We start from the raw sequence: 20,892 nt of genomic DNA, 5'->3' as shown, positions 1-20,892 counted from the left end.
GCGCCCCGGCTGGCCACCGCGTCGCGGGCGGGATACGGTCGGAGCGGGCCCTCGCTCCCTGGCAGGGCCCATCGTCGACCCTGAACAGGACGTGGACAGATGCCGTCGATGCCGCCCCCTTACGGCGCCCCTGAACCCGCCGTCGAATGCCAGGTGACCCGGGCGCCGGAGGTGCCCACGGCCGTGGTCTCCCGGACCGAGTTCCCGATGCACGAGATGGCCTCGCTGATGGACGGGACCTTCTCCCATCTGGCGGCGGCGCTGGAGGAGGCCGGGATCAGCGTGATCGGCCCGGCGTTCGCGCTGCACCATCGGGCCCCGGTCTCCACCGCGGATCTCGAGGTGGGCTTCCCGATCGATGCCCCGCTCTCCGGGACGCTCACCCTGCCCAGCGGATTCGAGGTCACCGGGTCCGTGCTGCCGGCCGGTCGCGTGGGCTGGACCTCGCACATCGGCGGGTATGGCGGCCTGGCCGAGAAGTGGGGCGCCTTCACCGAGGGCATCGGGGAGTCCGAGGAGCAGATGACCTTCCCGTTCTGGGAGTTCTACGTGACGCCGCCGTCGCCGGGCATGAACCCGGCCACCCTGCGCACGGATCTGTTCACCCTGCTCGAGCCGCGCGAGGACTGAGCACCTCCGGGCGACGGCTCGGCCGGTCGCGATTCTCGTCAGTAGTCGCGGTCCCCGTCAGCAGTCACGGTTCTCGTCAGTAGTTCCGGTTCTCGTCGATGACCTCGAGGACCTTGCCTCCGAGGAGCTTCTCGACCACTTCACGACCGTTGCGGGTGGCGACCACCGCATCCTCGTCGTCGCGGGTCGCCCCGCCGGTGGGGTCGGTGTCCGCGACGGGCTCCGCCGCTCCCCCGCGCCGGTTCGCGCCGCGCTGACCGGCGGCGGTGCGAGAGGCCAGCGCCGCCTCGCGCACGAGGGCGGCGCCGCTGCGAGGGGCCGCGGAGTCGGCTGCGGAGTCGGCTGCCGACGGGGCAGATGCGCTCGGCGCAGAGGTCGCCGATGACGAGGCGGACGGAACCGTCGCGGCGGACGCCGCCGACGAGGACCAGGAGGTCCCCGAGGCAGGCGGGGTCGTGGCGGTGGTCCCCCACGACGCGGCGGCCCGAGCGGAGGCCGAACCCTCGACACCGGTGGCGGGGGCGGCGGAGGCATCCTCCGCCGGCTCAGACCTCGTCCACGAGGTCGCGCCCGCGCCAGGGGTGTCGGCGGAGGGGGCGCTGGCGGCGGACCCCGAAGACATGGGCGGCATGGCCTGCAGCGCCGGGCGCCCGGAGTCGAACTCCTGCCCGCCCTGGTCGACGTCGCCTGGCGTGACGCCCTCCGGCTGTTCACCGGCGGAGTCGGCGCCAGCAGAGGCGGCGCCGGCGGCATTCTGAGCTGGGCGGGAATGGACGACTCGTCCTTCGGCGATCGCACGGCGCAGAGCGTTCTGGCCATAGGTCCGGGGGTCCTCGGGAGGGAGGCTGTCACGGCCTTCGTCATCCACCACCGGGGTCCCGCCGCCCGGAGCGGGGGCGGTCGCCGCCGCGGAGGGTGCAGCGCCCTGGACGTCGACATCGCGCGCGGGTGCCGGCGAAGAATCATCCTGCAGCGCGTCGGACCAGCGGGAGCCGCCCGGCGTCTCGTCCCTGGCCGGCGTCGGGACCGGCGCGGAGGCGGTGACCGGCGCGGCGGCATCCTGCTGAGGGGTGCGGTATCGCGGCTGGTAGTCGTCCTGGGGATCCGGTGGGAAGGGGTCGTCGGGTTCCGGCGGGAAGTCCTCGACCCGATCCGGTGCCGCGCCGGGACCGGGGCGACCGCCGGACTGGGCGGCTCGCGCCGCGGCCTGCATGGCGCGCTCGGACGCCCGCTGCCCCGCCGAGACCTGCTCCGGCTCCTGGGGGGCGGGAGCGGTCTCCCGCACAGGCACCGCAGAGACGGCGTCACCCCAGCGCGGCTTCGACGCGGGGGCGGGATCCACCTGTTCCGAAGCGGGGGTGCCGGTCGGGGCCGGGCCCCCGGCAGCTGCCCCCGCCACCGGCGCGGTCGCACCACCGGTCGGCACCGGGCCACCACCTGCTGGTCCGCCGCTCATCGGGCCACCGCCTGACGAACCACCGGCTGACGAACCGCCGACTGCCGGGCCACCACCTGCAGGGCCGCCGCCTGCAGAGCCACCACCTGCAGAGCCACCACCTGCAGGGCCCGCGCCCCTCCCGCCGCCGGGGCCGGGGTCCTCGCCGACCACGGCCTCGATCGTCACGTCGAGGTGCATGATGCGGCGCACCGCATCGGCCAGGTTCTGCGCGGCGGTACCGCGGTGGAAGGCGCTGACGAGTCCGTCCGTGCGGAACCCGATCACGAGCGTGCTGTCGTGCGCGCCGTTGACGTGCCCGTTCTGGGAGATCAGCGCCCAGCTGGGCCGACGGATCTGCTGCAGCTCGTCGAGGATCGCCGACCAGTGGGTCCGCACCTGATCCGCATCGAGCCCACCGCCCTGCGCGGGCTGGGCTGCCGGAGCAGGCTGTGCCGGGGCGTCCTGCGATGAGCCCTGGGACCGGGCCGCGGCCGCCGATCCCTGCGTCATGGTCTGCGGCGGGGTCGCGGCCTGCGGCTCCGCACTCGTATCGGGACTCTGCTGTGCAGCTGCCTGCTGGGCAGGCACCCGCTGCCCCGACGTCTGGTCTGCAGGCTGTTGCGTCGGGTCGTTCTGCGGAGCCGACGCGGCGGGATCCTGCGCCGCCGGACGCGGCGGAGCGCTCTGCTGCACCGCGTCTCCCCACGGAGCGCGCTCCTGCCGTGCGGGCTGCTCCTCCTGCGCGACCGGAGCCGCTGCCGGACGCCCGCCCCGGGCCTGGCGAGCGGCCTCGACCTTCTCCTGCGCGATGCGTCGGGCCTCCTCGCGAGCGCCGGACGCTCCGGCGCCGGAGCTCTGGGACGGTGCCTGCGCGGGCTGTCCGCCACGAACGGGCTGCGCACCGCCACGCTGGTCAGGGGCGGATGCCGGGCCATCGGCGGCCGCCAGCGCGGCGCGCTCGTCACGCAGCACCAGGCGCGCGGCGAGCAGCTCGAGATGCAGCCGCGGCGAGGTCGCCCCGCTCATCGTGGAGAGGGTCTCGTGCACGAGATCGCCGCACTGGGAGAGGTCGGCCGGGGCGAAGAGCCCGGCCTGGACACGCATGCTCTCGAGCTCGCCGGCCGGGACCTGGGGCAGCAGATCCGCGCCGCGATCGGGCACGGCGGCGAGGACGATGAGGTCCCGCATCCGCTCCAGCAGGTCTTCGACGAAGCGCCGCGGCTCGTGGCCCGTGGCCAGGACGTGCTCGACCGCCGAGTACAGCGAAGCGGCATCGCGCTCGGCGACGGCGGTGACGGCGCTGTCCAGCAGCGCGGTGTCGGTGAACCCCAGCAGCGCGATCGCGGTCGGGAAGTCCAGGCCGTCGTCCCCGGCGCCGGCCATCAGCTGGTCGAGCACCGACATCGAGTCACGTGCGGACCCGCCTCCGGCACGCACCACCAGCGGCATCACGCCCTCGCCGACCTGAACCTGCTCGGCGGCGCAGACCTCCTCGAGGTAGGGGCCCAGCACCTGCGGCGGGATCAGCCGGAAGGGGTAGTGGTGGGTGCGCGATCGGATGGTGCCGATCACCTTGTCCGGCTCGGTGGTCGCGAAGACGAACTTCACGTGCTCCGGCGGCTCTTCGACCAGCTTCAGCAGGGCGTTGAACCCGGCGGAGGTGACCATGTGGGCCTCATCGATGATGAACACCTTGTAGCGGTCGCGCACCGGGGCGAAGGAGGCGCGCTCGCGCAGCTCGCGGGCGTCGTCCACGCCGCCGTGGCTGGCGGCGTCGATCTCCACCACGTCGAGGCTGCCGGAGCCGCCGTTGGCGAGGTCACGGCAGGAATCGCACTGCCCGCAAGGGATGTCAGTCGGCCCTTCGGCGCAGTTCAGGCAGCGCGCGAGGATGCGTGCGGAGGTGGTCTTGCCACAGCCGCGCGGGCCCGAGAACAGGTAGGCATGGCCGATCCGTCCCGCGCGCAGCGCACGCCGGAGAGGCGTGGTGACATGGTCCTGGCCGATCACTTCGGCGAAGGACTCCGGGCGGTAACGACGGTACAGAGCGGTGGCCACCCCGACAGGCTAGTCGAGGTGGCAGACGCTCCCCACCGCTGGGGAGAACTCCACGCTGTGGAGGAGAGGTGCGGGACGGACGAATCCGGTGGATGCGCACCGCGATCAGTACCCGGCGACCCACCCGAGAGCTCCGCACCGAACGTTGTCGGCCGATTCGTGGGGCCGTACATGACGTACATCTTGTACGTTCCCCCGCATGCCGGACATGACATCCACCGCGCTCGTGACCACCGCTCGGTTCCGTGCGCAGCTGAGCGAGTACCTGGAACGTGCGAACCGCCAGCCCATCACGATCGCGAGTCGCGGCGCGCGCGCCCGCGGCGTGCTCGTCTCCCGCGAGTTCTTCGAGAGGGCGTGCATCGCTCTCGGGGACGAGCCGTACGCCAGCCCTCCGCAGTCGCGTCTCGACGAGATCATGGAGGATGCGATGCGGCTCCTCGGAGATCTCTGAGCCCGCGGCTCCCCCGCGAGGCTCCAGTCGGTCGCCGGGGGCATCGATGCCGACCCCGTGGATCGCGCCGCCCCACCATCACCCCGTAGCCCCACCATCACCCCGTTGCCCGCAGCAGAACTCCGTTGACCGCCGCCGCGCCGCTCGGGACACTCCTCCCATGACGATCTTCATCTCGCACACCAGCATCGACTGCCACGATGCCTTCACCCTCTCCGAGTGGTGGCGCACCGCGCTGGGATACGACATGGACACGGAGGACCCGAACCTCCCCGGCCATGAGGAGTGCGCGATCCACGATCCCGTTTCGGGCCACACACTCCTCTTCCTCGAGGTCCCCGACGCGGAGCTGCCCGCCAAGCGGATCCACTTCGACGTGCGCCCGCGCGAACGCTCGCAGGAGGACGAGGTCGTCTGGCTGCAGGAGCACGGAGCCCAGCTCGTCGCAGACCACCGCGGCATCCATGGCCCGGGCAGCGGCTGGGTCACCCTCGCCGATCCGGAGGGCAACCAGTTCTGCGTGCTGCTCTCGCCCGACGAGCGCACGGCCTTCCTCGCCGCGACGACATGAGTCACGACGACATGAGCCACGACGAGATGAGCCACGACGGCGCCGGGCGCCCCTGCAGCCCGGATCCGGATCTGGTGCCGGAGCTGCTGGTGGAGGACCTGGCGCGGAGCCTCTCCTTCTGGCGTGGCAACTGCGGCTTCGCGATCCGCTACGACCGGCCCGAGGAGGGCTTCGCGTACCTGGTCCGTGAATCGGCGCAGGTCATGCTCGAAGAGCGGGGCCGCGGCCGCAACTGGGTGACCGGCCCGCTCGAACCGCCCTACGGCCGCGGGCTGAACCTGCAGATCTCCGTGCGCGACCTCGAACCGCTCCTTGTCGCGCTCCGGGAGGCGTCCGTTCCGCTGTTCATGGAGCCCGAGACCCGCTGGTACCGCGTCGACGAGCATCAGGAGGTCGGGGTGCGTCAGGCGCTGGTGCAGGACCCCGACGGGTACCTCCTGCGCTTCCAGCAGTCCCTCGGAAGCCGGAGGCTCGACGCCGGCACCTGATCGGTCGGCAGAGCTCGAGGGATGCGACGCCGTCGGGCTAGTCAGCCGGTGCTGACTGCTCCGACCGTTCAGCCGCGGGGTCTGCACCCGGCTCCGCCGCGCCGCCCGCTGCATCGCCGTCGCCATCGACATCGCCGTCACCATCGATATCGCCCTCACCCTCGCCCTCGCCCTCGCCCTCGCCCTCGCCCGACGGAGCGTCTCCCTCCGCGGCACTCGCGGCCTCGGTGAGCTTCTCGCGACGATTCTTCAGGCCGGAGTAGGTCGCCACGAAGATGATCACCACCACGAGCACCGGCACCAGGACGTCCAGGAGCCAGTCGGGGACATCGAAGGGCAGGGAGAAGTCCGGCACCAGGCCCAGCAGCCAGCGCACGGCGTCGCCGACGGGGCGCAGGATCTCGGCGATCAGCTCCCGGATCGGTGTCAGCAGCGCGTCGATGAACTCCCGCACCGGCCGCGTGAACGCCTCGACCCAGTCCCTGATCGGCTGAGTGGCCTGCGCGACCGCGTCGATGACCGGGCGGACGAGGCTCTCGATCCACCGCGCGACCGGATCGAGCAGTCCGCTGAGCAGAGTGCCGAGACCCAGCAGCGGGATGAGGAACTTCGCCCCCTTGGTCAGCGCGGCCACCAGCGCGAAGCGGGTCGGATGCGTCGTGCGCTTCTCGTCGCGCACGGCCGACGGGGACCCGTCGGCCGGGAGGAGCACAGTGGTCCGGAAGCCATGGCGCACCTCGACCTCGCCCGCTCCGCCGAGTCCGGCGGTGCGGATCGTGATCACCTCGCAGTCCTTGATCTCACCGCTCTGACGACGACGGCGCACCGTGCACGTGAGCGTCGAGAAGCCGTCCTCGAGACCGAACTGCAGGGGACCCGCGGCATCGACGGCGGCTCCCCCACCGTCAGCGTCTCCCTCGTCCTCGGTCCCAGAGTCCTCCGGCCGTTCCTCCGCAGCGGCGCCCGCAGACTCCCCAGCATCCGGCCCCGGCTCCGACCCTGACTTCGGCTCCGGCTCCGGCTCCGGCTCCGGCTCCGGCGATCCTTTCCGCGCCGCCTCCTCGGCTTTCGGGTCGTGCTCGACCCCGTCGACGACGAGAGTGAAGGTCGTGTCCAGCAGCCGATGGCGCACGCGGACGACGTAGTCGTGCGCGCCGGCCCGACCGCGGTACTCGACGTCGGCGGCGAATCGGGTCGACCGCTGCTCGCCGAAGGAGCGCTCCTCCCCGTCGTCGGCACCGGCCCCGTCGGACGTCTCCTGGCCCCCTCCGTCGCTCGTCTCGGGAGCGGTGGCGGAGTCGAGATCATCGAGGGCGCTGCGGGGCATGCCTCCACTGTCCCAGGACGCGATGGCGGAGCCATCCTCCTCTCGTCGAGATCCGGTGCTCCTCGGATCGGCCGAACGGAGGATGCCGCGCCGGACGCCTCGCAGGTCGCCCGCGCAAGCCCGCACCTGGCAGGACCGCTGATCTCCCTAGCGCTCCTAATGTGACCGCATAGGAGTTTGGTTGAAACGGCGACGATGCCGGGCGTAGCGTCGACGCCTGTGAGCACATCCACCACCCCCGCCCCCTCGACGGAGACGCGTCGGCGCAACCCGCTCGGCGCGATCCTCCGCATCCCCTTCGGCTGGCAGGTCCTGATCGGACTCGCCCTCGGCATCATCCTCGGCCTGGTCGCCGCCCAGATGGGTCCCGGCTCCGGCGAGGACGGCGCGAACTGGCTGACCACCGTGCTGGACACCATCGGCACCATCTTCGTGACGCTGCTGAAGGCGCTGGTCCCGCCGCTCATCTTCCTCGCGATCGTCACCTCCATCGCGAATCTCCGCAACGTCACCAACGCCGCCCGACTGGCCTGGAAGACCCTGCTGTGGTTCGCGATCACCTCGCTGATCGCCGTCTCCATCGGCATCGCCCTCGGCGCCCTGACCAACCCCGGCAGCGGATCCGGCGTGGACCGCTCCACCGAGGCCGCCTCGAGCACCCAGGGCGGATGGCTCGACTTCCTCACCGGCCTGGTCCCCTCGAACTTCCTGGGCATCACCGGCACCGCCGGTGACGACGGCTCCGTCACCCTGGGCTTCAACGCCCTGCAGATCCTCGTCATCTCCATCGCCGTGGGCATCGCCGTGCTCAAGGTCGGGGACAAGGCCGAGCCCTTCCTCAAGGTCACCGGCTCCGCGCTCGCGATCGTGCAGAAGCTGCTCTGGTGGGTCATCCGACTCGCCCCGATCGGCACCGTCGGCCTGCTCGGCAACGCCGTGGCGAGCTACGGCTGGGAGGCGATCGGCCAGCTCGGCGTGTTCACCCTCGACGTCTACGCGGGCATGCTGATCGTGCTGCTCGTGGTCTACCCGGTGCTGCTGAAGCTCAACGGGCTCTCCATCGGCTCCTTCTTCCGCGGGGTGTGGCCCGCGACCTCGCTGGGCTTCGTCTCCCGCAGCTCGCTGGGCACCATGCCGATGACCCAGACGGTCACCGAGCGCATGGGCGTCCCGCGCCACTACGCCTCCTTCGCGATCCCGCTGGGCGCGACCACCAAGATGGACGGCTGCGCCGCGATCTACCCCGCGCTCGCCGCGATCTTCGTCGCGAACTTCTACGGGGTCCCGCTGGGCGTCACCGACTACCTGCTCATCGTGCTGGTCTCCGTGCTCGGCTCGGCCGCGACCGCCGGCATGACCGGCGCGACCGTCATGCTCACGCTGACCCTGTCCACCCTGGGCCTCCCGCTGGAGGGCGTGGGCCTGCTGCTCGCGATCGACCCGATCCTCGACATGGGCCGCACCGCCCTGAACGTCACCGGCCAGTCGCTGGTGGGCGTCATCGTCGCCAAGCGCGAGAAGATCCTCGACCAGGCGGCCTATGACGCCGCCGCCCGCACCTCCTTCTCGGCGATCCAGGCCGAGGAGTCCGCGCAGGCCGAGGCCGACGCTGCAGAGGCCGACGCTGCGACCGACGGCGCCGACGGGCCCCGCGAGAAGCAGTCCGCCACCGCCTGACCGCCCCGGCCGAACGTGGCAAGAGCCGCGGCCCCGGCTCGGCCCGGCGAGAGATGTCCCGTGACGACCGATGCGCACCCCGGCATCGGACGTCACGGGACATCTCTGCATCCCGCAGCGGGCCCGCGGGAGTCGGGGCTGCGGGGTCGCGGCGGCCGGCCGCGGCCGACGTGAATCCGCGCACCAGCGGTCCCTCCTCCTCTGGCCCGCACGGACCCCGGGGTCGTAGGGTGGAGACGTCCTCTCGGCCCGGCGCACGGGCCCCGCAGTGCATCTACCTCGGGTCCTCAGCGGATCGTCCAAGGCGGCACCTCACCGTCCGGAGCGGCGTTGACCACTGACCAGCACAGCACCCCCCAGAACAGCACCCCGCAGCACGGCGCCCCGCAGCAGGGCGCCCCCACCGCGGCCGAGCCCGCCCAGCGCCCGCTCACCCTGCGCGCCGCGGCCGGGGCCGGCTACTTCCCCATCGCCTTCATCGCCCGGTTCCCCTTCGCGATGATGGTCGTCGGCACCCTCACGCTCGTCGTCGCCGCGCGCGACTCGATCGCGCTGGGCGGGTTGAACTCGGCGCTGCTGGGGCTCGGCTCCGCGCTCGTCGGCCCCCTGCTGGGCGCCGCGGCGGACAGGATCGGCCAGCGGCCCGTGATCCTGGTGTCCGGGATCCTCAACTCGCTCGCGCTGCTGGCCCTGGCCTATGTCGCCTTCAGCTCCCTGCCCGACGTGGCGGTGCTCGCCGTCGGCTTCGTGATCGGTGCGACGTCCCCGCAGATCGGGCCGTTCTCCCGCTCCCGCCTGGTGCAGCTGATCCTCACCCGGCTCCCGGCCGCCCGCCGCGCGAAGAGCCTCAACGCCACCATGGGCTACGAATCCGCGGCCGACGAGACCGCCTTCGTGTTCGGTCCGGTCGTGGTGGGCCTGCTCGCGACGACGATGACGCCCGCGGCGCCGATGATCGGCGCGGCCGTGCTGACGCTGCTGTTCGTCACCGCCTTCGCCCTGCATCCCACGGCCGCGCTGAGCGCTCCGAGCACGGAGGCACCGACCGTGCAGGCCCCCGCCTCCGCGCTGCGCACCGCGCCGGTGCTGGTCATCGTGGCGGGCGCCCTCGGCGTCGGACTGTTCTTCGGCACCGTGCTGACCTCGCTGACCGCCTTCCTGGCCGAGACCGGGAACGCAGGCTCCGCGGGGCTGGTCTACGGGGTGATGGGGGTCGGCTCGACGATCCTCGCGCTGTCGATCTCGCTGTTCCCCGAGCGGTTCCGGCTCTCGGCGCGGTGGCTCGTCTTCTCCGCGCTGATGCTCGCCTCGATGATCGCCTTCGGCCTGGCCGGCGGCCTGATGGGTCTGATCGGTGCGATGGCCGTGGCGGGCGTGGGCATCGGGCCGACGGTCGTGACCCTGTACAGCCTCGCGGCGGAGCGCTCCCCGCAGGGCCGGTCCGCGACGGTCATGTCGATGCTCGGCTCCGCGACGATCGTGGGCCAGTCCGCCGCCTCCGCGCTCACCGGCGCGGTCGCGGACAGCGCCGGATCCGGGGCGGCGATGTGGCTGCCGACGGGCGCGGCCGGCCTGGTGCTGCTCGCCGCCGTGGCCAACGCCGTGCTCGGCGGCGGCCGCTCCGCCGTCACCGCCCCGGAGGGCGACACCGCCGAGGACTCGCAGACCGAGCCGGTCACGGCACGGGCGACGACCCTCGCGGAGCATCCCGCCGAGCACCTCTGACATCGGGGGTGTCGGGGGCGTCGCGGGCGTCGAGTCCGGCGTCACCAGCGCCGGCACCACCGGCTCCGACAGCCCCGACGACGTCCGGCTCTTGATCCGTCTCCTGCTCGGCGTCCCTGCCGGAGACCTCTTCCACAGCACCACGCCCGCGCCTCGGCGACCAGGTGGCTGCGAGGACCCCGCCCACCACCAGCACGGCGCCCGAGACCTCGGCGAGGGCCGCCCGCTCCCCCAGCACCAGTGCCGCGGCGCTCATGCCCACCACCGGCACGAGCATCGAGAACGGGGCGACCGATCCGGCCGGATGCTGCGCCATCAGCCAGCTCCAGATCGCCGAGCCCACCAGGGTCCCGAGCACCACGGTGTACGCGAGGCCGAGCAGGGCGTGCACCCCCGTCGAGGTGCCCAACCCGTGCATCGACGCGGAGATCCGGTCCGGACCCTCCACGAGCAGCGAGAGCACGAGCGCGGGCAGCGGCGGCACCACGGACATCCACAGCACCAGCCGCAGCGGCTCGCTCGAGCGGGCCTGACGGGCGCAGAGATTCCCGAACGCCCAGCCGAGCGCGCCCAGCAGCGTGAGCAGGAAGGGCAGCAGCGACGCATTCTCCGCCCGGTGGAGCCCCACCACGCCCAGGCCCACCACGGCGACCGCCACTCCGAGACCGGCTCGGGCGCCCAGGTGCTCGCGCGTGAGCAGGACGCCCAGCAGCACCGTGAAGGGCGCCGAGGCCTGGAGCACCAGCGAGGCGAGGCCTGGCGGCACCCCGAGCGTCATCGCGAGGAAGAGGAACGCGAACTGCGCGACCCCGAAGCCGAGCCCGTAGCCGAGCACCCAGCGCCACGGCACCTGCGGAGGGCGCACGAACAGCAGCGTGGGCACGGCGATCAGCGCGAAGCGCACGGCGACGAGGAACAGCGGAGGGAACTGCGCCAGGGCGGCGTTGATGGCCAGGAAGTTCAGCCCCCACAGCACGGCGACCACCAGGGCGAGGAGACGGTGCTGGGCGGGCATGCGGACCACTGTGCCCGCCGCGTCCCTCCAGGACAAGCGGGTTCAGCGCCCGCCCGTCCCTCGCCCGACCGCCCCTCGCCCGCCCGTCCCTCGAGTGCGAGCCCCTCAGCCGCTCATCGCCGGAGCACGTGCCGCAGCGCCTCCTCCACGGTGCGGTGGGCGGGCACGAAGCCGCCGGCCTCGAGGCGGGCGGAGGAGACGTTCTGGTCGGTGCGGATCAGCTCGTCGGCCGCCTCCGCGCCCAGGACGAGACGCGGGCCGGCGGGCGGCACGGGCAGCAGCGCCGGCCGATGGAGCACCCGCCCCAGCGTGCGCGCGAAGTCCCGGGCGGAGACCGGCTGCGGTCCCACGCCGTTCACGGGGCCCACCACCTCCGCGGTGAGCGCGGCATGGGCGAAGGCCCGCACGACGTCGTCCAGCGAGACCCAGGAGAGCATCGCCTCCCCGTCGGTGAGGCGACCGCCCAGGCCGGCCAGGAACAGCGGCAGCTGGGGCAGCAGGGAGCCGCCGCCGTCCGAGAGCGCGAGCCCGGTGCGCACGAAGGCGGTCCGCACCCCGGCGTCGGCCGCGGCATGGGCGGCGCCCTCCCAGTCCCGGACGAGGTCGGCGAGGAATCCCTCGCCGCCCGGGTCCGCCTCGGTGAGCAGCTCGCCGGGCCGGCGCGGACCGTAAGCGCCGATCGCCGAGGCCTGCACCAGCGCGGAGGGGCCGTCCTGCATCCGGGCCAGCGTGCGGGAGATCAGGGCGGTGCCTCCGACGCGCGAATCGCGGATCTCCCGCTTCGCCGAGGAGCTCCAGCGGGTCGCGATGGACTTCCCGGCGAGGTTGACCACCACGTCCACGCCCTCGAGGTCGACGGGATCCAGGCGTCCGGCCGATGGGTCCCAGGAGATCTCCCCCGGCCCCACGACCTCCTCGCGCACCATCCGTCGCACGGTGTGCCCGCCGGTCTCGAGCAGTGCCGCGAGCTGCGTGCCGATCAGGCCGGAGGAGCCGGTGATCGCGACGGTGCGGCGCGGGAGGTGCTCGTACCGGGCGTGGAAGGCGAGATCGTCGTGCAGCTGGCGGCGACGGAAGTCCAGCAGGCGGCGCATCTGGGATTCCGCGATGGGGGCGAGGCGCTCGAGGTGCCGAGGCAGCTCGAGCTCGATGACGTCGCGGATCGCGGTGCGGTCGCCGTCTCCGTCGGCCGCGATCCGATGCTCGTGGCGCCATGTGCGGAAGGGACCGCGGACCTGCTGGTCGACGAAGCGCTCCTGATCGCCCCGCTCGTCGTGCTCGACGTGGCGCAGCACCCAGTGCGGTCGCAGCGCGGTGGGCAGCACCGACGGGCCGACGCGGGTGCCGACGAGGCGCCCTGCCCGCATCCCGCCCACGTCGGGCTCGTCCACCGAGGCGAGGCCGGGAGGGGTGAGCCGGATGAGCGCGCCGGGCCTGCCGTACCAGGCGAGGACCTCGGACGGCGGGTGCGCAACCCGGTGGACTGTCTCGATCCTCATCGCAGCTCCTGACCTCGAAGAACGGGTCCTCCCACGCTACGCACCGCAGGGCCGCGGGGAAAGGGTCTGAAAGCGGTGGTAAGGAGCGATGGCAGGGAGCGGTCTCGACCTGCCTCCGGGCATGAAGCGACCCCTCGTGCACCTGCCAGAGCTCACCTGCCCTTGCTGCCGTCAGGCCCTGGGGGAGTTCAGCAAGATGACACCGCACGAGGGGTCGCGGAACAGCATACCGGCTCATGGGCCGACGTTTCGAGCCGGCGTGGGCGATCCTGCTCACGACACGCCCGGCACAGGGATGCTGACCGGTCGATGCCTCGCACCACCAGGGACTTCACGCCCACCACACCAGATCGAAGGTCACGACAGGGCAACGGGACGCTGAAAGAACCCTTGGAGACCGCCGTGTCCGGTAGGTTCCCTCCAGCACCGGATGGTGACGCCCCTCACCTCGAGCGCGACGCGGAGGGTGCCATCGCCTCCCCTATCCCCAGGAGCACACATGATCGCCTCATTCATCGAGGGCGCGAATCTGTTGATCTGGTCGATCCCGCTGATCGCCCTCTGCCTGCTCGTCGGCCTGTACTTCACCATCCGCACCGGCCTCCTGCAGATCCGCAACATCCCCGACATGCTCGCCCAGCTCAAGAAGGGCGAGACCTCGCCGGACGGAACATCGTCGTTCCAGTCGCTGATGATGTCGCTCGCGGGTCGCGTCGGCATGGGCAACATCGGCGGCGTCGCCACCGCGATCGCCTTCGGCGGCCCCGGTGCCGTGTTCTGGATGTGGGTCTCCGCCTTCCTCGGCGCCTCCACCTCGTTCATCGAGTGCACCCTGGGCCAGATCTACAAGGAGAAGGACCCGGACACCGGCGAGTACCGCGGCGGCCCGGCGTACTACTTCGAGAAGGCCTACAAGCACAAGTACCGCGGACTCTCGATCTTCTACGGGATCCTCTTCGCCATCGTCACCATCCTGGCCATGAGCTTCTTCCTGCCGGGCGTGCAGGCCAACGGTGTGGCCTCCGCGATCGACACCGCCTGGGGCATTCCGGCCTGGGCCACCGCCATCGGCCTCGTGATCCTGCTGGGCTTCATCGTGATCGGCGGCGTCAAGCGCATCGCCAGCTTCGCCGTGATCGTGGTGCCCGTCATGGCGATCGGGTACATCCTCATCGCGCTCATCGTGTTCTTCATGAACTTCTCGCAGATCCCCGAAGTGTTCGGGCTGATCTTCGCGAGTGCGTTCGGCATTCAGCCCGTCTTCGGCGCGCTCATCGGCCTCGCCATCAAGTGGGGCGTGCAGCGCGGCATCTACTCCAACGAGGCCGGGCAGGGCACCGGCCCCCACGCCGCAGCCGCCGCCGAGGTCTCCCACCCGGCCAAGCAGGGCTTCGCCCAGTCGTTCTCGGTGTACATCGACACCCTGTTCGTCTGCTCCGCGACCGCGTTCATCATCATCTCGACCGGCATGTTCAACACCTTCGCCGGCGAGAAGTGGGACGAGGGCACCTCGCCCGTCATCGGCTCCGGCGAGGGCGGCCTGTCGCTCGAGGTCGAGCCGGGTCCGGGCTACGTGCAGTCGGGTCTCGACTCGGCGTTCCCGGGAGCCGGCCCCTCGTTCGTCGCGATCGCGCTGGCGTTCTTCGCCTTCACCACGATCGTCGCGTACTACTACATGGCCGAGGTCAACCTGAACTACCTCACGCGCAAGATGCAGAACCGCACCGTCGCCCGCGCTCTGCTGCGCGTGCTGCAGGCGCTCGTGCTCATCTCCGTGGCCTACGGCGCCGTGACCACCGCCGGTGCGGCCTGGGGTCTCGGCGACATCGGCGTGGGCTCGATGGCCTGGCTGAACATCATCGGCATCCTCTTCCTGCAGGTCCCGGCTCTGAAGGCGCTCAAGGACTACCGCGAGCAGAAGAAGCAGGGTCTGGACCCGCAGTTCGATCCGCGCAAGCTCGGCATCGAGAACGCGACCTTCTGGGAGCTGCGGGCCGACGGCCACCAGCTCCAGGGCCGGGCCGGAGGCAACCTGCCGCCCGAGGTCCGCGGGATCGACACCAAGAGCTGACTCCTCCCCGCAGGGAGCCCGCACCATCGCCGAGGGGCCGGTCCGTCGTCATGACGGACCGGCCCCTCGGTCGTGCCCCGCTCGCCCACCGATCGGCGGCGCGGAGCGGGAGACCTCAGGCCAGGCGCTTCGCCGGGGACTGGGTCTTGGTCGCGTCGGTCTCGGGGAGCTCGCCGAGCACCTCGTCGATGCGGGCCATGACGTCCGCCTCGAGCGTAATGCCGGCGGCCTTGACGTTCTCGGTGACCTGCTCGGGGCGAGAGGCGCCGATGATCGCGCCGGCCACGTTGTCGTTGCTGAGCACCCAGGCCACGGCGAGCTGCGCCGGGGTGAGGCCGAGGTCCTCGGCGATCGGGAGCAGGCCCTGCACGGCGGTGAGCACCTCGTCGTTCAGGAAGCGCTTGATCATGTCGGCGCCGCCCTTCTCGTCACGGGCGCGCGAGCCCTCGGGCGCCTCGGCGCCGGGGGCGTACTTGCCGGTGAGGATGCCCTGCGCGACCGGGGACCACACGATCTGGGAGATGCCGAGCTCGCGCGAGGTGGGGACCACGCGCTCCTCGATCACGCGCCACAGCATCGAGTACTGCGGCTGGTTCGAGACGAGCTGGATGCCGAGCTCGCGGGCCAGCTGGTGTCCGGCGCGGAGCTGGTCCGCGTTCCACTCGGAGACGCCGATGTAGAGCGCCTTGCCGGAGTGGACGACGTCGGCGAAGGCCTGCATCGTCTCCTCGAGCGGGGTCGCGTCGTCGTAGCGGTGGGCCTGGTAGAGGTCGACGTAGTCGGTCTGCAGGCGCTGCAGCGAGGCGTCGATCGACTCGCGGATGTGCTTGCGGGACAGGCCGGTGTCGTTGTGGCCCTTGGGGCCGGTCGGGAAGTAGACCTTGGTGAAGATCTCGAGCGACTCGCGCCGCTCGCCCTTCAGAGCCTCGCCGAGGACGACCTCGGCGGCGGTGTTGGCGTAGGTGTCGGCGGTGTCGAAGGTCGAGATGCCGGCGTCGAGCGCGGCGCGCACGCAGGCGCGGGCCCGGTCGTCCTCGACCTGGGAGGCGTGGGTGAGCCAGTTGCCGTAGATGATCTCGCTGATCTTGAGGCCGGAGCGGCCGAGGTGACGATGTTCCATGGTTGTCAGCCTACGGTCGGCGGACAGGGCCTACGATGGTGATCCACGTCATAGCGCGGCGGGCCGCTGCACCGACAGCGATCCTCCCCGCCGCGTTCCCGACTCGACGACGAGCACCGAGGAGAGCAGATGACCGTCTACGCACGACCAGGGACCGACGGCGCGAAGGTCGACTTCAAGCCCAGGTACGAGAACTACATCGGGGGCCAGTGGGTCCCGCCCGTGAAGGGCGAGTACTTCGAGAACCCCACCCCCGTCACCGGGCAGGTGTTCACCGAGGTGGCGCGCTCCACCGCGGAGGACATCGAGCTCGCGCTCGACGCCGCGCACGCCGCCGCCCCTGCCTGGGGGAAGACCTCGGTCGCGGAGCGCGCGGTGATCCTGAACAAGATCGCGGACCGCATCGAGGAGAACCTCGAGATGCTCGCGGTCGCCGAGACCTGGGACAACGGCAAGGCGATCCGCGAGTGCCTGAACGCCGACCTGCCGCTGGCGGTGGATCACTTCCGTTACTTCGCCGGGGCGATCCGGGCCCAGGAGGGGGCGCTCTCGCAGCTCGACGACGACACCGTCGCGTACCACTTCCACGAGCCGCTGGGCGTGGTCGGGCAGATCATCCCGTGGAACTTCCCGATCCTCATGGCCGTGTGGAAGCTGGCCCCGGCGCTCGCGGCCGGCAACGCCATCGTGCTCAAGCCCGCCGAGCAGACCCCGGCCTCGATCCTGGTGCTCGTCGAGCTGATCGGCGACCTGCTGCCCGACGGCGTGCTGAACATCGTCAACGGATTCGGCGTGGAGGCCGGCAAGCCGCTGGCCTCGAACAAGCGGATCCGGAAGATCGCCTTCACCGGCGAGACCACCACCGGGCGCCTGATCATGCAGTACGCCTCGCAGAACCTGATCCCGGTCACCCTGGAGCTGGGCGGCAAGAGCCCCAACCTGTTCTTCGAGGACGTCGCCTCGCAGAAGGACGACTACTACGACAAGGCGCTCGAGGGCTTCGCGATGTTCTCCCTGAACCAGGGCGAGGTGTGCACCTGCCCCTCGCGCGCCCTGGTGCAGGCATCGATCTACGACGGCTTCGTCGCCGACGGCATCGCCCGGGTGGAGGCCACGAAGCAGGGCGACCCGCTGGACACCGACACCATGATCGGCGCCCAGGCCAGCAACGACCAGCTCGAGAAGATCCTGTCCTACATCGACATCGGCAAGCAGGAGGGCGCGAAGCTGCTCACCGGCGGCGAGCGCGCGGATCTCGGCGGGGACCTCTCCGGCGGCTACTACGTCACCCCCACCGTCTTCGAGGGTGACAACTCCATGCGGATCTTCCAGGAGGAGATCTTCGGGCCGGTGCTCGCGCTGACCCGGTTCTCGGACTACGACGAGGCGATCTCCATCGCCAACGACACCCTCTACGGGCTGGGTTCCGGCGTGTGGAGCCGCCAGCAGAACACCATCTACCGCGCGGGCCGCGCCATCCAGGCGGGTCGCGTGTGGGTGAACAACTACCACGCCTACCCGGCCCACGCCGCGTTCGGCGGGTACAAGTCCTCGGGCATCGGCCGGGAGAACCACCTGATGATGCTCGACCACTACCAGCAGACCAAGAACCTCCTGGTCAGCTACTCGGAGAAGAAGCTCGGCTTCTTCTGAGCCGACGCTCCACAGCGGCCGACGGGCCGGGCCCGCGCAGTGCGCACCCGGCCCGTCGGCCGAGGGCCGGCCGTCCGTCGGCCGACCGCTCGATCCCCGCGGAAGGAAGGACCATGATCCAGAACCCCACCGCAGCACCGTCACCGCAGCCCGGGCAGCCTCCGACGCCGGACCTGCCCGAGCCCACGGCGGCCGACGACGTCCTGGAGGCCGATCCCACCGTCGAGGGCGAGGACTTCTCCCGCGTCGCGTTCACGCAGGCCGCGGTCGCACAGATCCAGCGGCTCATCGATCGCAACGGCCCGCTGATGTTCCACCAGTCCGGGGGCTGCTGCGACGGCTCCTCCCCCATGTGCTATCCCGAGGGCGACCTGATCACCGGCGATGCGGACGTGAGGATGGGGCACGTCGAGGTGCCGCTGCCGGACGGCTCCACCAGCCCGCTCGACTTCTGGATGAGCCGCGAGCAGTTCGCGTACTGGCGCCACACCCACCTCACGATCGACCTGGTCGACGGGCGAGGCGGCGGTTTCAGCCTCGAATCGCCCGACGGGAAGAGATTCCTGACCAGGTCGCGGATGCTGACCGATTGACCGGACCCCTCCCCTGAGGGGTCCGTGGCGAGGTCCGTTCCACCGACCCGCACCGCGAGGAAGGATCGAGATGACCGACCAGCCCGCACCCCTGCCCGGCCCACCGGGCGGCCTGCCCGGCGACTCCCTGCCGCCGCCGAGCGAGCCCCCGATGACTCCGCCCGGACAGCCTCCGACGGCACCGCCCACGGAGCCGCCGATCGGCCCGCCGGGCACCCCGCCCACCGGACCGATCGAGCCGATCCCCGGCCACCCCCAGGAGCCGAGCCCGGAGCCCGACCCGGAGCCGGCGACGGAGCCGCTGCAGCCGCCGCCCGCCGAGCCACCGCCCGGGGCCCCGCCGACCACGCCGTACTGAGGGCTGTTCCGCTCGGGGGCTACTCCGCACCGGGGCCGTCGGGCAGAAGCCCGGCGACCAGGGCGTCGATGACGTCATCGGTGGTCTCCGCGGGACGCAGCGACCCGGCGAGCCGGTCCAGCAGCAGGCCGTCCATCGCATAGTGGAAGAGCGCGACCTCCCGCTCGCCGCCGGGCAGCCCGGCCTCGCGATGGAAGGCGACGTCCGCTGCGAACCCCTCGCGCCGCCAGGGCCCCAGGAGCTCGGCCACCTCCGGGCGGCGCACGCTCTCCAGTCGCAGCTCGAACAGGGCGAGCGTCACCTGCGGCTGTCCCAGCAGACGCCGCACGATGTCCCGCATGAACTGGGCGAACAGGGCGGCATCCGGGGTGGCTCCGGCACGCTCCCGGAGCACTTCCGGCTCGGGAGCGAACAGCTCGCCGATCCGTTCGACGAGGGCGGCGAGCAGGTCGTCCCGGGTGCGGAAGTAGTTCGAGGCGGTGCCGAGCGGGGTGCCGGCGGCGCGGTCCACGGCCCGGTGGGTGAGGCCGCGCGCGCCCTGCTCGGCGAGCACGGCGAGACCGGCGTCGGCGAGCGCACGGCGGCGCTCCTCATTGCGGGGCATGGGAAAAGAGTAGCCGGGACCACGACGCCTGTCGTACACTCGACCACGACAGGCGTCGTGGTTCACCTTGCGACGCGTCGCCTCGAGGTCGGGAGAGACCCATGCGAGAACTCGTGTACTACGTCGCCGTGAGCCTGGACGGCTTCATCGCCGGGCCCCAGGACCAGTTCGACGCCTTCCTCATCGAGGGCGACCATATGGAGGGGATCAACGCCGAGTTCCACGACGCGATCCCCACCGACATCGCCGCCCATCTCGGCATCCCCCAGAGCGCCCAGCGCTTCGGGACCGTGCTCATGGGTGCGACGACCTACTCGATGGGCCTGCCGGACATGCCCAGCCCCTACCGTCACCTCGAGCAGATCGTGTTCACCCACCATCCGCTCGGCACCGCGGAGAACCTCCGCGCGACCGACGAGGACCCGGTCCAGGTGGTGCGCGCCCTGAAGCAGCAGCCCGGCGCCGACATCTGGCTCTGCGGCGGAGCACAGCTCGCCGCCCAGCTGCGCGACGAGATCGACCGCCTCGTGCTCAAGCGCCAGCCGCTGCTGTTCGGCGACGGGGTGCCGCTGTTCGCGCCGGGCTCCTACGCGCCGCAACGGCTCGAGCACGTGCGCACCGTGAGCTTCGAGTCCGGGGTGAGCCTCACCGAGTACGCGCGCCGGCGCTGAGGGCCCCCTCCCCCGGTCCCCGCACCGGCGCAGAGGCGAGGTGGAGGTCATGTCCGTCCTGCGAACATCGGTGTCCGCGGCGGGCCTGGTGAGTCCCAGAGCACCCCACCTAGCCTCGAGATGCACGATCACCACCCACCACCGATTCCCGGAAGGGTCGACGATGACCACCCTCGAGACACCGCGCGCCGACTTCGATGCCCTGGCCGATTCCTATGACGAGCAGGGCTACGTCCTGGTGAAAGGCCTGCTCAGCCGCGAGGAGGCAGCAGACCTCCGCACCCGCAGCCACGAGCTGATCGCCTCGCTGGACCGCGGCGACGACCCCACCTGGGACGCCGCGGCCGGCGTCGCGATGGGCCGGGCCACCAGCCTGCAGCACCTGCACGACGCCCAGTTCCACGACGCGGCATTCACCCGGCTGCTCACCGATCCGCGCTTCACCGACGTCGCCGCGGCCGTGCTGCGCACCCCGGACGTGCAGCTGCACCACACCAAGATGTTCATCAAGCCGCCGGAGAACGGCTCGCCGTTCCCGCCCCACCAGGACCATCCCTTCTTCCCCCACACCCACCACCGGGTGGCCGCGGCGATCTTCCACTTCGACGACGCCCCGGACCTGAAGGGCTGCGTGCGCATCGCCCCCGGCAGCCACAAGGCCGGCCCGCGCGAGCACGACCCGGAGGGCAGCTACCACCTGCCCGACTTCCCCACCGATCAGCTCGTGCCGATGGAGGCGGAGGCCGGCGACGTCCTGTTCTTCACCTACCTCACCGTGCACAGCTCCGGCGTGAACGAGAGCGACGAGGCCCGCACCACCTGGCTGGTCCAGTTCCGCGACCCGGCGGACCCGCCCCTGACCGATCAGCACACCCACTCCCTGGGCCAGGGCCTGATCCTCGCCGGGAGCGACCCCACCGGGCGGGCCGGGCAGGCATGA

Annotated in this window: 18 protein-coding genes and 1 other RNA gene; 12 read left to right on the top strand and 7 right to left on the bottom strand. The window is 71.7% G+C overall.

Translation table 11 applies throughout. The annotated features are described in order from the left end of the window. Positions 1 to 108: 108 nt before the first annotated feature. Positions 109 to 630 (top strand): transcriptional regulator, encoded by a 522-nt coding sequence (locus CFK41_RS02160; protein ID WP_227873172.1) that lies wholly within the window; start codon positions 109 to 111, stop codon positions 628 to 630. Positions 631 to 706: 76 nt separating this feature from the next. On the opposite strand, the gene CFK41_RS02155 is transcribed toward CFK41_RS02160, so the two are convergent. Then, positions 707 to 4,126, bottom strand: a complete 3,420-nt coding sequence (locus CFK41_RS02155; RefSeq protein WP_096798190.1) for a DNA polymerase III subunit gamma and tau — start codon at positions 4,124 to 4,126, stop codon at positions 707 to 709. A gap of 199 nt (positions 4,127 to 4,325) precedes the next feature. Here CFK41_RS02155 and CFK41_RS02150 point away from each other — a divergent pair, with 199 nt between their 5' ends. The 3 genes from CFK41_RS02150 to CFK41_RS02140 all read left to right on the top strand — a co-directional run bounded on the left by CFK41_RS02150 (position 4,326) and on the right by CFK41_RS02140 (position 5,639). Further along, positions 4,326 to 4,580 (top strand): type II toxin-antitoxin system prevent-host-death family antitoxin, encoded by a 255-nt coding sequence (locus CFK41_RS02150; protein ID WP_096798189.1) that lies wholly within the window; start codon positions 4,326 to 4,328, stop codon positions 4,578 to 4,580. A 160-nt stretch (positions 4,581 to 4,740) separates the two neighbouring features. Continuing rightward, positions 4,741 to 5,151, top strand: coding sequence for a VOC family protein (locus CFK41_RS02145; RefSeq protein ID WP_096798188.1), 411 nt, complete (start codon positions 4,741 to 4,743; stop codon positions 5,149 to 5,151). 11 nt (positions 5,152 to 5,162) lie between these two features. Then, a complete protein-coding gene (locus CFK41_RS02140) occupies positions 5,163 to 5,639 on the top strand; it encodes a bleomycin resistance protein (protein WP_227873171.1) in 477 nt (158 codons plus the stop codon). A gap of 37 nt (positions 5,640 to 5,676) precedes the next feature. Here CFK41_RS02140 and CFK41_RS02135 read toward each other — a convergent pair whose 3' ends face one another. Continuing rightward, positions 5,677 to 6,966, bottom strand: coding sequence for a hypothetical protein (locus CFK41_RS02135; protein WP_174705953.1), 1,290 nt, complete (start codon positions 6,964 to 6,966; stop codon positions 5,677 to 5,679). Between the two features lie 219 nt (positions 6,967 to 7,185). Between CFK41_RS02135 and CFK41_RS02130 the strand changes: the two genes are divergently transcribed. Further along, on the top strand, positions 7,186 to 8,643 hold the full coding sequence (locus CFK41_RS02130) for a dicarboxylate/amino acid:cation symporter (RefSeq protein ID WP_096798187.1): 1,458 nt from the start codon (positions 7,186 to 7,188) through the stop codon (positions 8,641 to 8,643). A 330-nt stretch (positions 8,644 to 8,973) separates the two neighbouring features. Next, positions 8,974 to 10,368, top strand: coding sequence for an MFS transporter (locus tag CFK41_RS02125; protein WP_407641133.1), 1,395 nt, complete (start codon positions 8,974 to 8,976; stop codon positions 10,366 to 10,368). Here the strand turns inward: CFK41_RS02125 and CFK41_RS02120 are convergent. From CFK41_RS02120 to ffs, 3 genes are all read right to left on the bottom strand, one after another. Next, positions 10,319 to 11,383: an EamA family transporter gene (locus CFK41_RS02120; protein WP_096798186.1), complete on the bottom strand. Its 1,065-nt coding sequence runs from the start codon at positions 11,381 to 11,383 to the stop codon at positions 10,319 to 10,321. The genes CFK41_RS02125 and CFK41_RS02120 overlap by 50 nt on opposite strands. 113 nt (positions 11,384 to 11,496) lie before the next feature. Next, positions 11,497 to 12,882, bottom strand: coding sequence for a TIGR01777 family oxidoreductase (locus CFK41_RS02115; protein WP_096798185.1), 1,386 nt, complete (start codon positions 12,880 to 12,882; stop codon positions 11,497 to 11,499). A gap of 122 nt (positions 12,883 to 13,004) precedes the next feature. Continuing rightward, an RNA gene (gene ffs / locus CFK41_RS02110) (signal recognition particle sRNA small type) lies at positions 13,005 to 13,101 on the bottom strand. A 280-nt stretch (positions 13,102 to 13,381) separates the two neighbouring features. Between ffs and CFK41_RS02105 the strand changes: the two genes are divergently transcribed. After that, positions 13,382 to 14,953, top strand: coding sequence for an alanine/glycine:cation symporter family protein (locus CFK41_RS02105; RefSeq protein WP_096798184.1), 1,572 nt, complete (start codon positions 13,382 to 13,384; stop codon positions 14,951 to 14,953). Between the two features lie 115 nt (positions 14,954 to 15,068). Here the strand turns inward: CFK41_RS02105 and CFK41_RS02100 are convergent, their stop codons facing one another. Continuing rightward, positions 15,069 to 16,073, bottom strand: a complete 1,005-nt coding sequence (locus CFK41_RS02100; protein WP_096798183.1) for an aldo/keto reductase family protein — start codon at positions 16,071 to 16,073, stop codon at positions 15,069 to 15,071. Between the two features lie 129 nt (positions 16,074 to 16,202). Here CFK41_RS02100 and adh point away from each other — a divergent pair, with 129 nt between their 5' ends. The 3 genes from adh to CFK41_RS02085 all read left to right on the top strand — a co-directional run bounded on the left by adh (position 16,203) and on the right by CFK41_RS02085 (position 18,677). After that, complete coding sequence (gene adh / locus CFK41_RS02095; RefSeq protein WP_096798182.1) at positions 16,203 to 17,726, top strand: aldehyde dehydrogenase; 1,524 nt, start codon at positions 16,203 to 16,205, stop codon at positions 17,724 to 17,726. A gap of 113 nt (positions 17,727 to 17,839) precedes the next feature. Continuing rightward, entirely contained in the window at positions 17,840 to 18,319 is a 480-nt protein-coding gene (locus CFK41_RS02090) for a DUF779 domain-containing protein (protein WP_096798181.1), read from the top strand. 70 nt (positions 18,320 to 18,389) lie between these two features. Next, a complete protein-coding gene (locus CFK41_RS02085) occupies positions 18,390 to 18,677 on the top strand; it encodes a hypothetical protein (RefSeq protein ID WP_096798180.1) in 288 nt (95 codons plus the stop codon). A 19-nt stretch (positions 18,678 to 18,696) separates the two neighbouring features. Here the strand turns inward: CFK41_RS02085 and CFK41_RS02080 are convergent, their stop codons facing one another. Then, positions 18,697 to 19,281, bottom strand: coding sequence for a TetR/AcrR family transcriptional regulator (locus CFK41_RS02080; RefSeq protein WP_096798179.1), 585 nt, complete (start codon positions 19,279 to 19,281; stop codon positions 18,697 to 18,699). A 101-nt stretch (positions 19,282 to 19,382) separates the two neighbouring features. Here CFK41_RS02080 and CFK41_RS02075 point away from each other — a divergent pair, with 101 nt between their 5' ends. Then, positions 19,383 to 19,952, top strand: a complete 570-nt coding sequence (locus CFK41_RS02075) for a dihydrofolate reductase family protein (RefSeq protein ID WP_096798178.1) — start codon at positions 19,383 to 19,385, stop codon at positions 19,950 to 19,952. Positions 19,953 to 20,115: 163 nt separating this feature from the next. Further along, the gene (locus tag CFK41_RS02070) at positions 20,116 to 20,892 is read left to right on the top strand and encodes a phytanoyl-CoA dioxygenase family protein (protein WP_096798177.1); all 777 of its coding nucleotides are present in this window, start codon (positions 20,116 to 20,118) and stop codon (positions 20,890 to 20,892) included.

It is taken from the genome of Brachybacterium ginsengisoli, assembly GCF_002407065.1.
Lineage (GTDB): Bacteria > Actinomycetota > Actinomycetes > Actinomycetales > Dermabacteraceae > Brachybacterium > Brachybacterium ginsengisoli.
The sequence above is the reverse complement of the archived record's forward strand: the minus strand, read 5'-3'. Positions and strand labels throughout refer to the sequence as shown.

Coding starts and splice junctions, on each gene's coding strand:
- CFK41_RS02160 (WP_227873172.1), top strand. CDS start 109: ATGCCGCCCCCTTACGGCGCCCCTGAACCCGCCGTCGAATGCCAGGTG.
- CFK41_RS02150 (WP_096798189.1), top strand. CDS start 4,326: ATGCCGGACATGACATCCACCGCGCTCGTGACCACCGCTCGGTTCCGT.
- CFK41_RS02145 (WP_096798188.1), top strand. CDS start 4,741: ATGACGATCTTCATCTCGCACACCAGCATCGACTGCCACGATGCCTTC.
- CFK41_RS02140 (WP_227873171.1), top strand. CDS start 5,163: ATGAGCCACGACGAGATGAGCCACGACGGCGCCGGGCGCCCCTGCAGC.
- CFK41_RS02135 (WP_174705953.1), bottom strand. CDS start 6,966: ATGCCCCGCAGCGCCCTCGATGATCTCGACTCCGCCACCGCTCCCGAG.
- CFK41_RS02120 (WP_096798186.1), bottom strand. CDS start 11,383: ATGCCCGCCCAGCACCGTCTCCTCGCCCTGGTGGTCGCCGTGCTGTGG.
- CFK41_RS02115 (WP_096798185.1), bottom strand. CDS start 12,882: ATGAGGATCGAGACAGTCCACCGGGTTGCGCACCCGCCGTCCGAGGTC.
- CFK41_RS02105 (WP_096798184.1), top strand. CDS start 13,382: ATGATCGCCTCATTCATCGAGGGCGCGAATCTGTTGATCTGGTCGATC.
- CFK41_RS02100 (WP_096798183.1), bottom strand. CDS start 16,073: ATGGAACATCGTCACCTCGGCCGCTCCGGCCTCAAGATCAGCGAGATC.
- adh (WP_096798182.1), top strand. CDS start 16,203: ATGACCGTCTACGCACGACCAGGGACCGACGGCGCGAAGGTCGACTTC.
- CFK41_RS02090 (WP_096798181.1), top strand. CDS start 17,840: ATGATCCAGAACCCCACCGCAGCACCGTCACCGCAGCCCGGGCAGCCT.
- CFK41_RS02085 (WP_096798180.1), top strand. CDS start 18,390: ATGACCGACCAGCCCGCACCCCTGCCCGGCCCACCGGGCGGCCTGCCC.
- CFK41_RS02080 (WP_096798179.1), bottom strand. CDS start 19,281: ATGCCCCGCAATGAGGAGCGCCGCCGTGCGCTCGCCGACGCCGGTCTC.
- CFK41_RS02075 (WP_096798178.1), top strand. CDS start 19,383: ATGCGAGAACTCGTGTACTACGTCGCCGTGAGCCTGGACGGCTTCATC.
- CFK41_RS02070 (WP_096798177.1), top strand. CDS start 20,116: ATGACCACCCTCGAGACACCGCGCGCCGACTTCGATGCCCTGGCCGAT.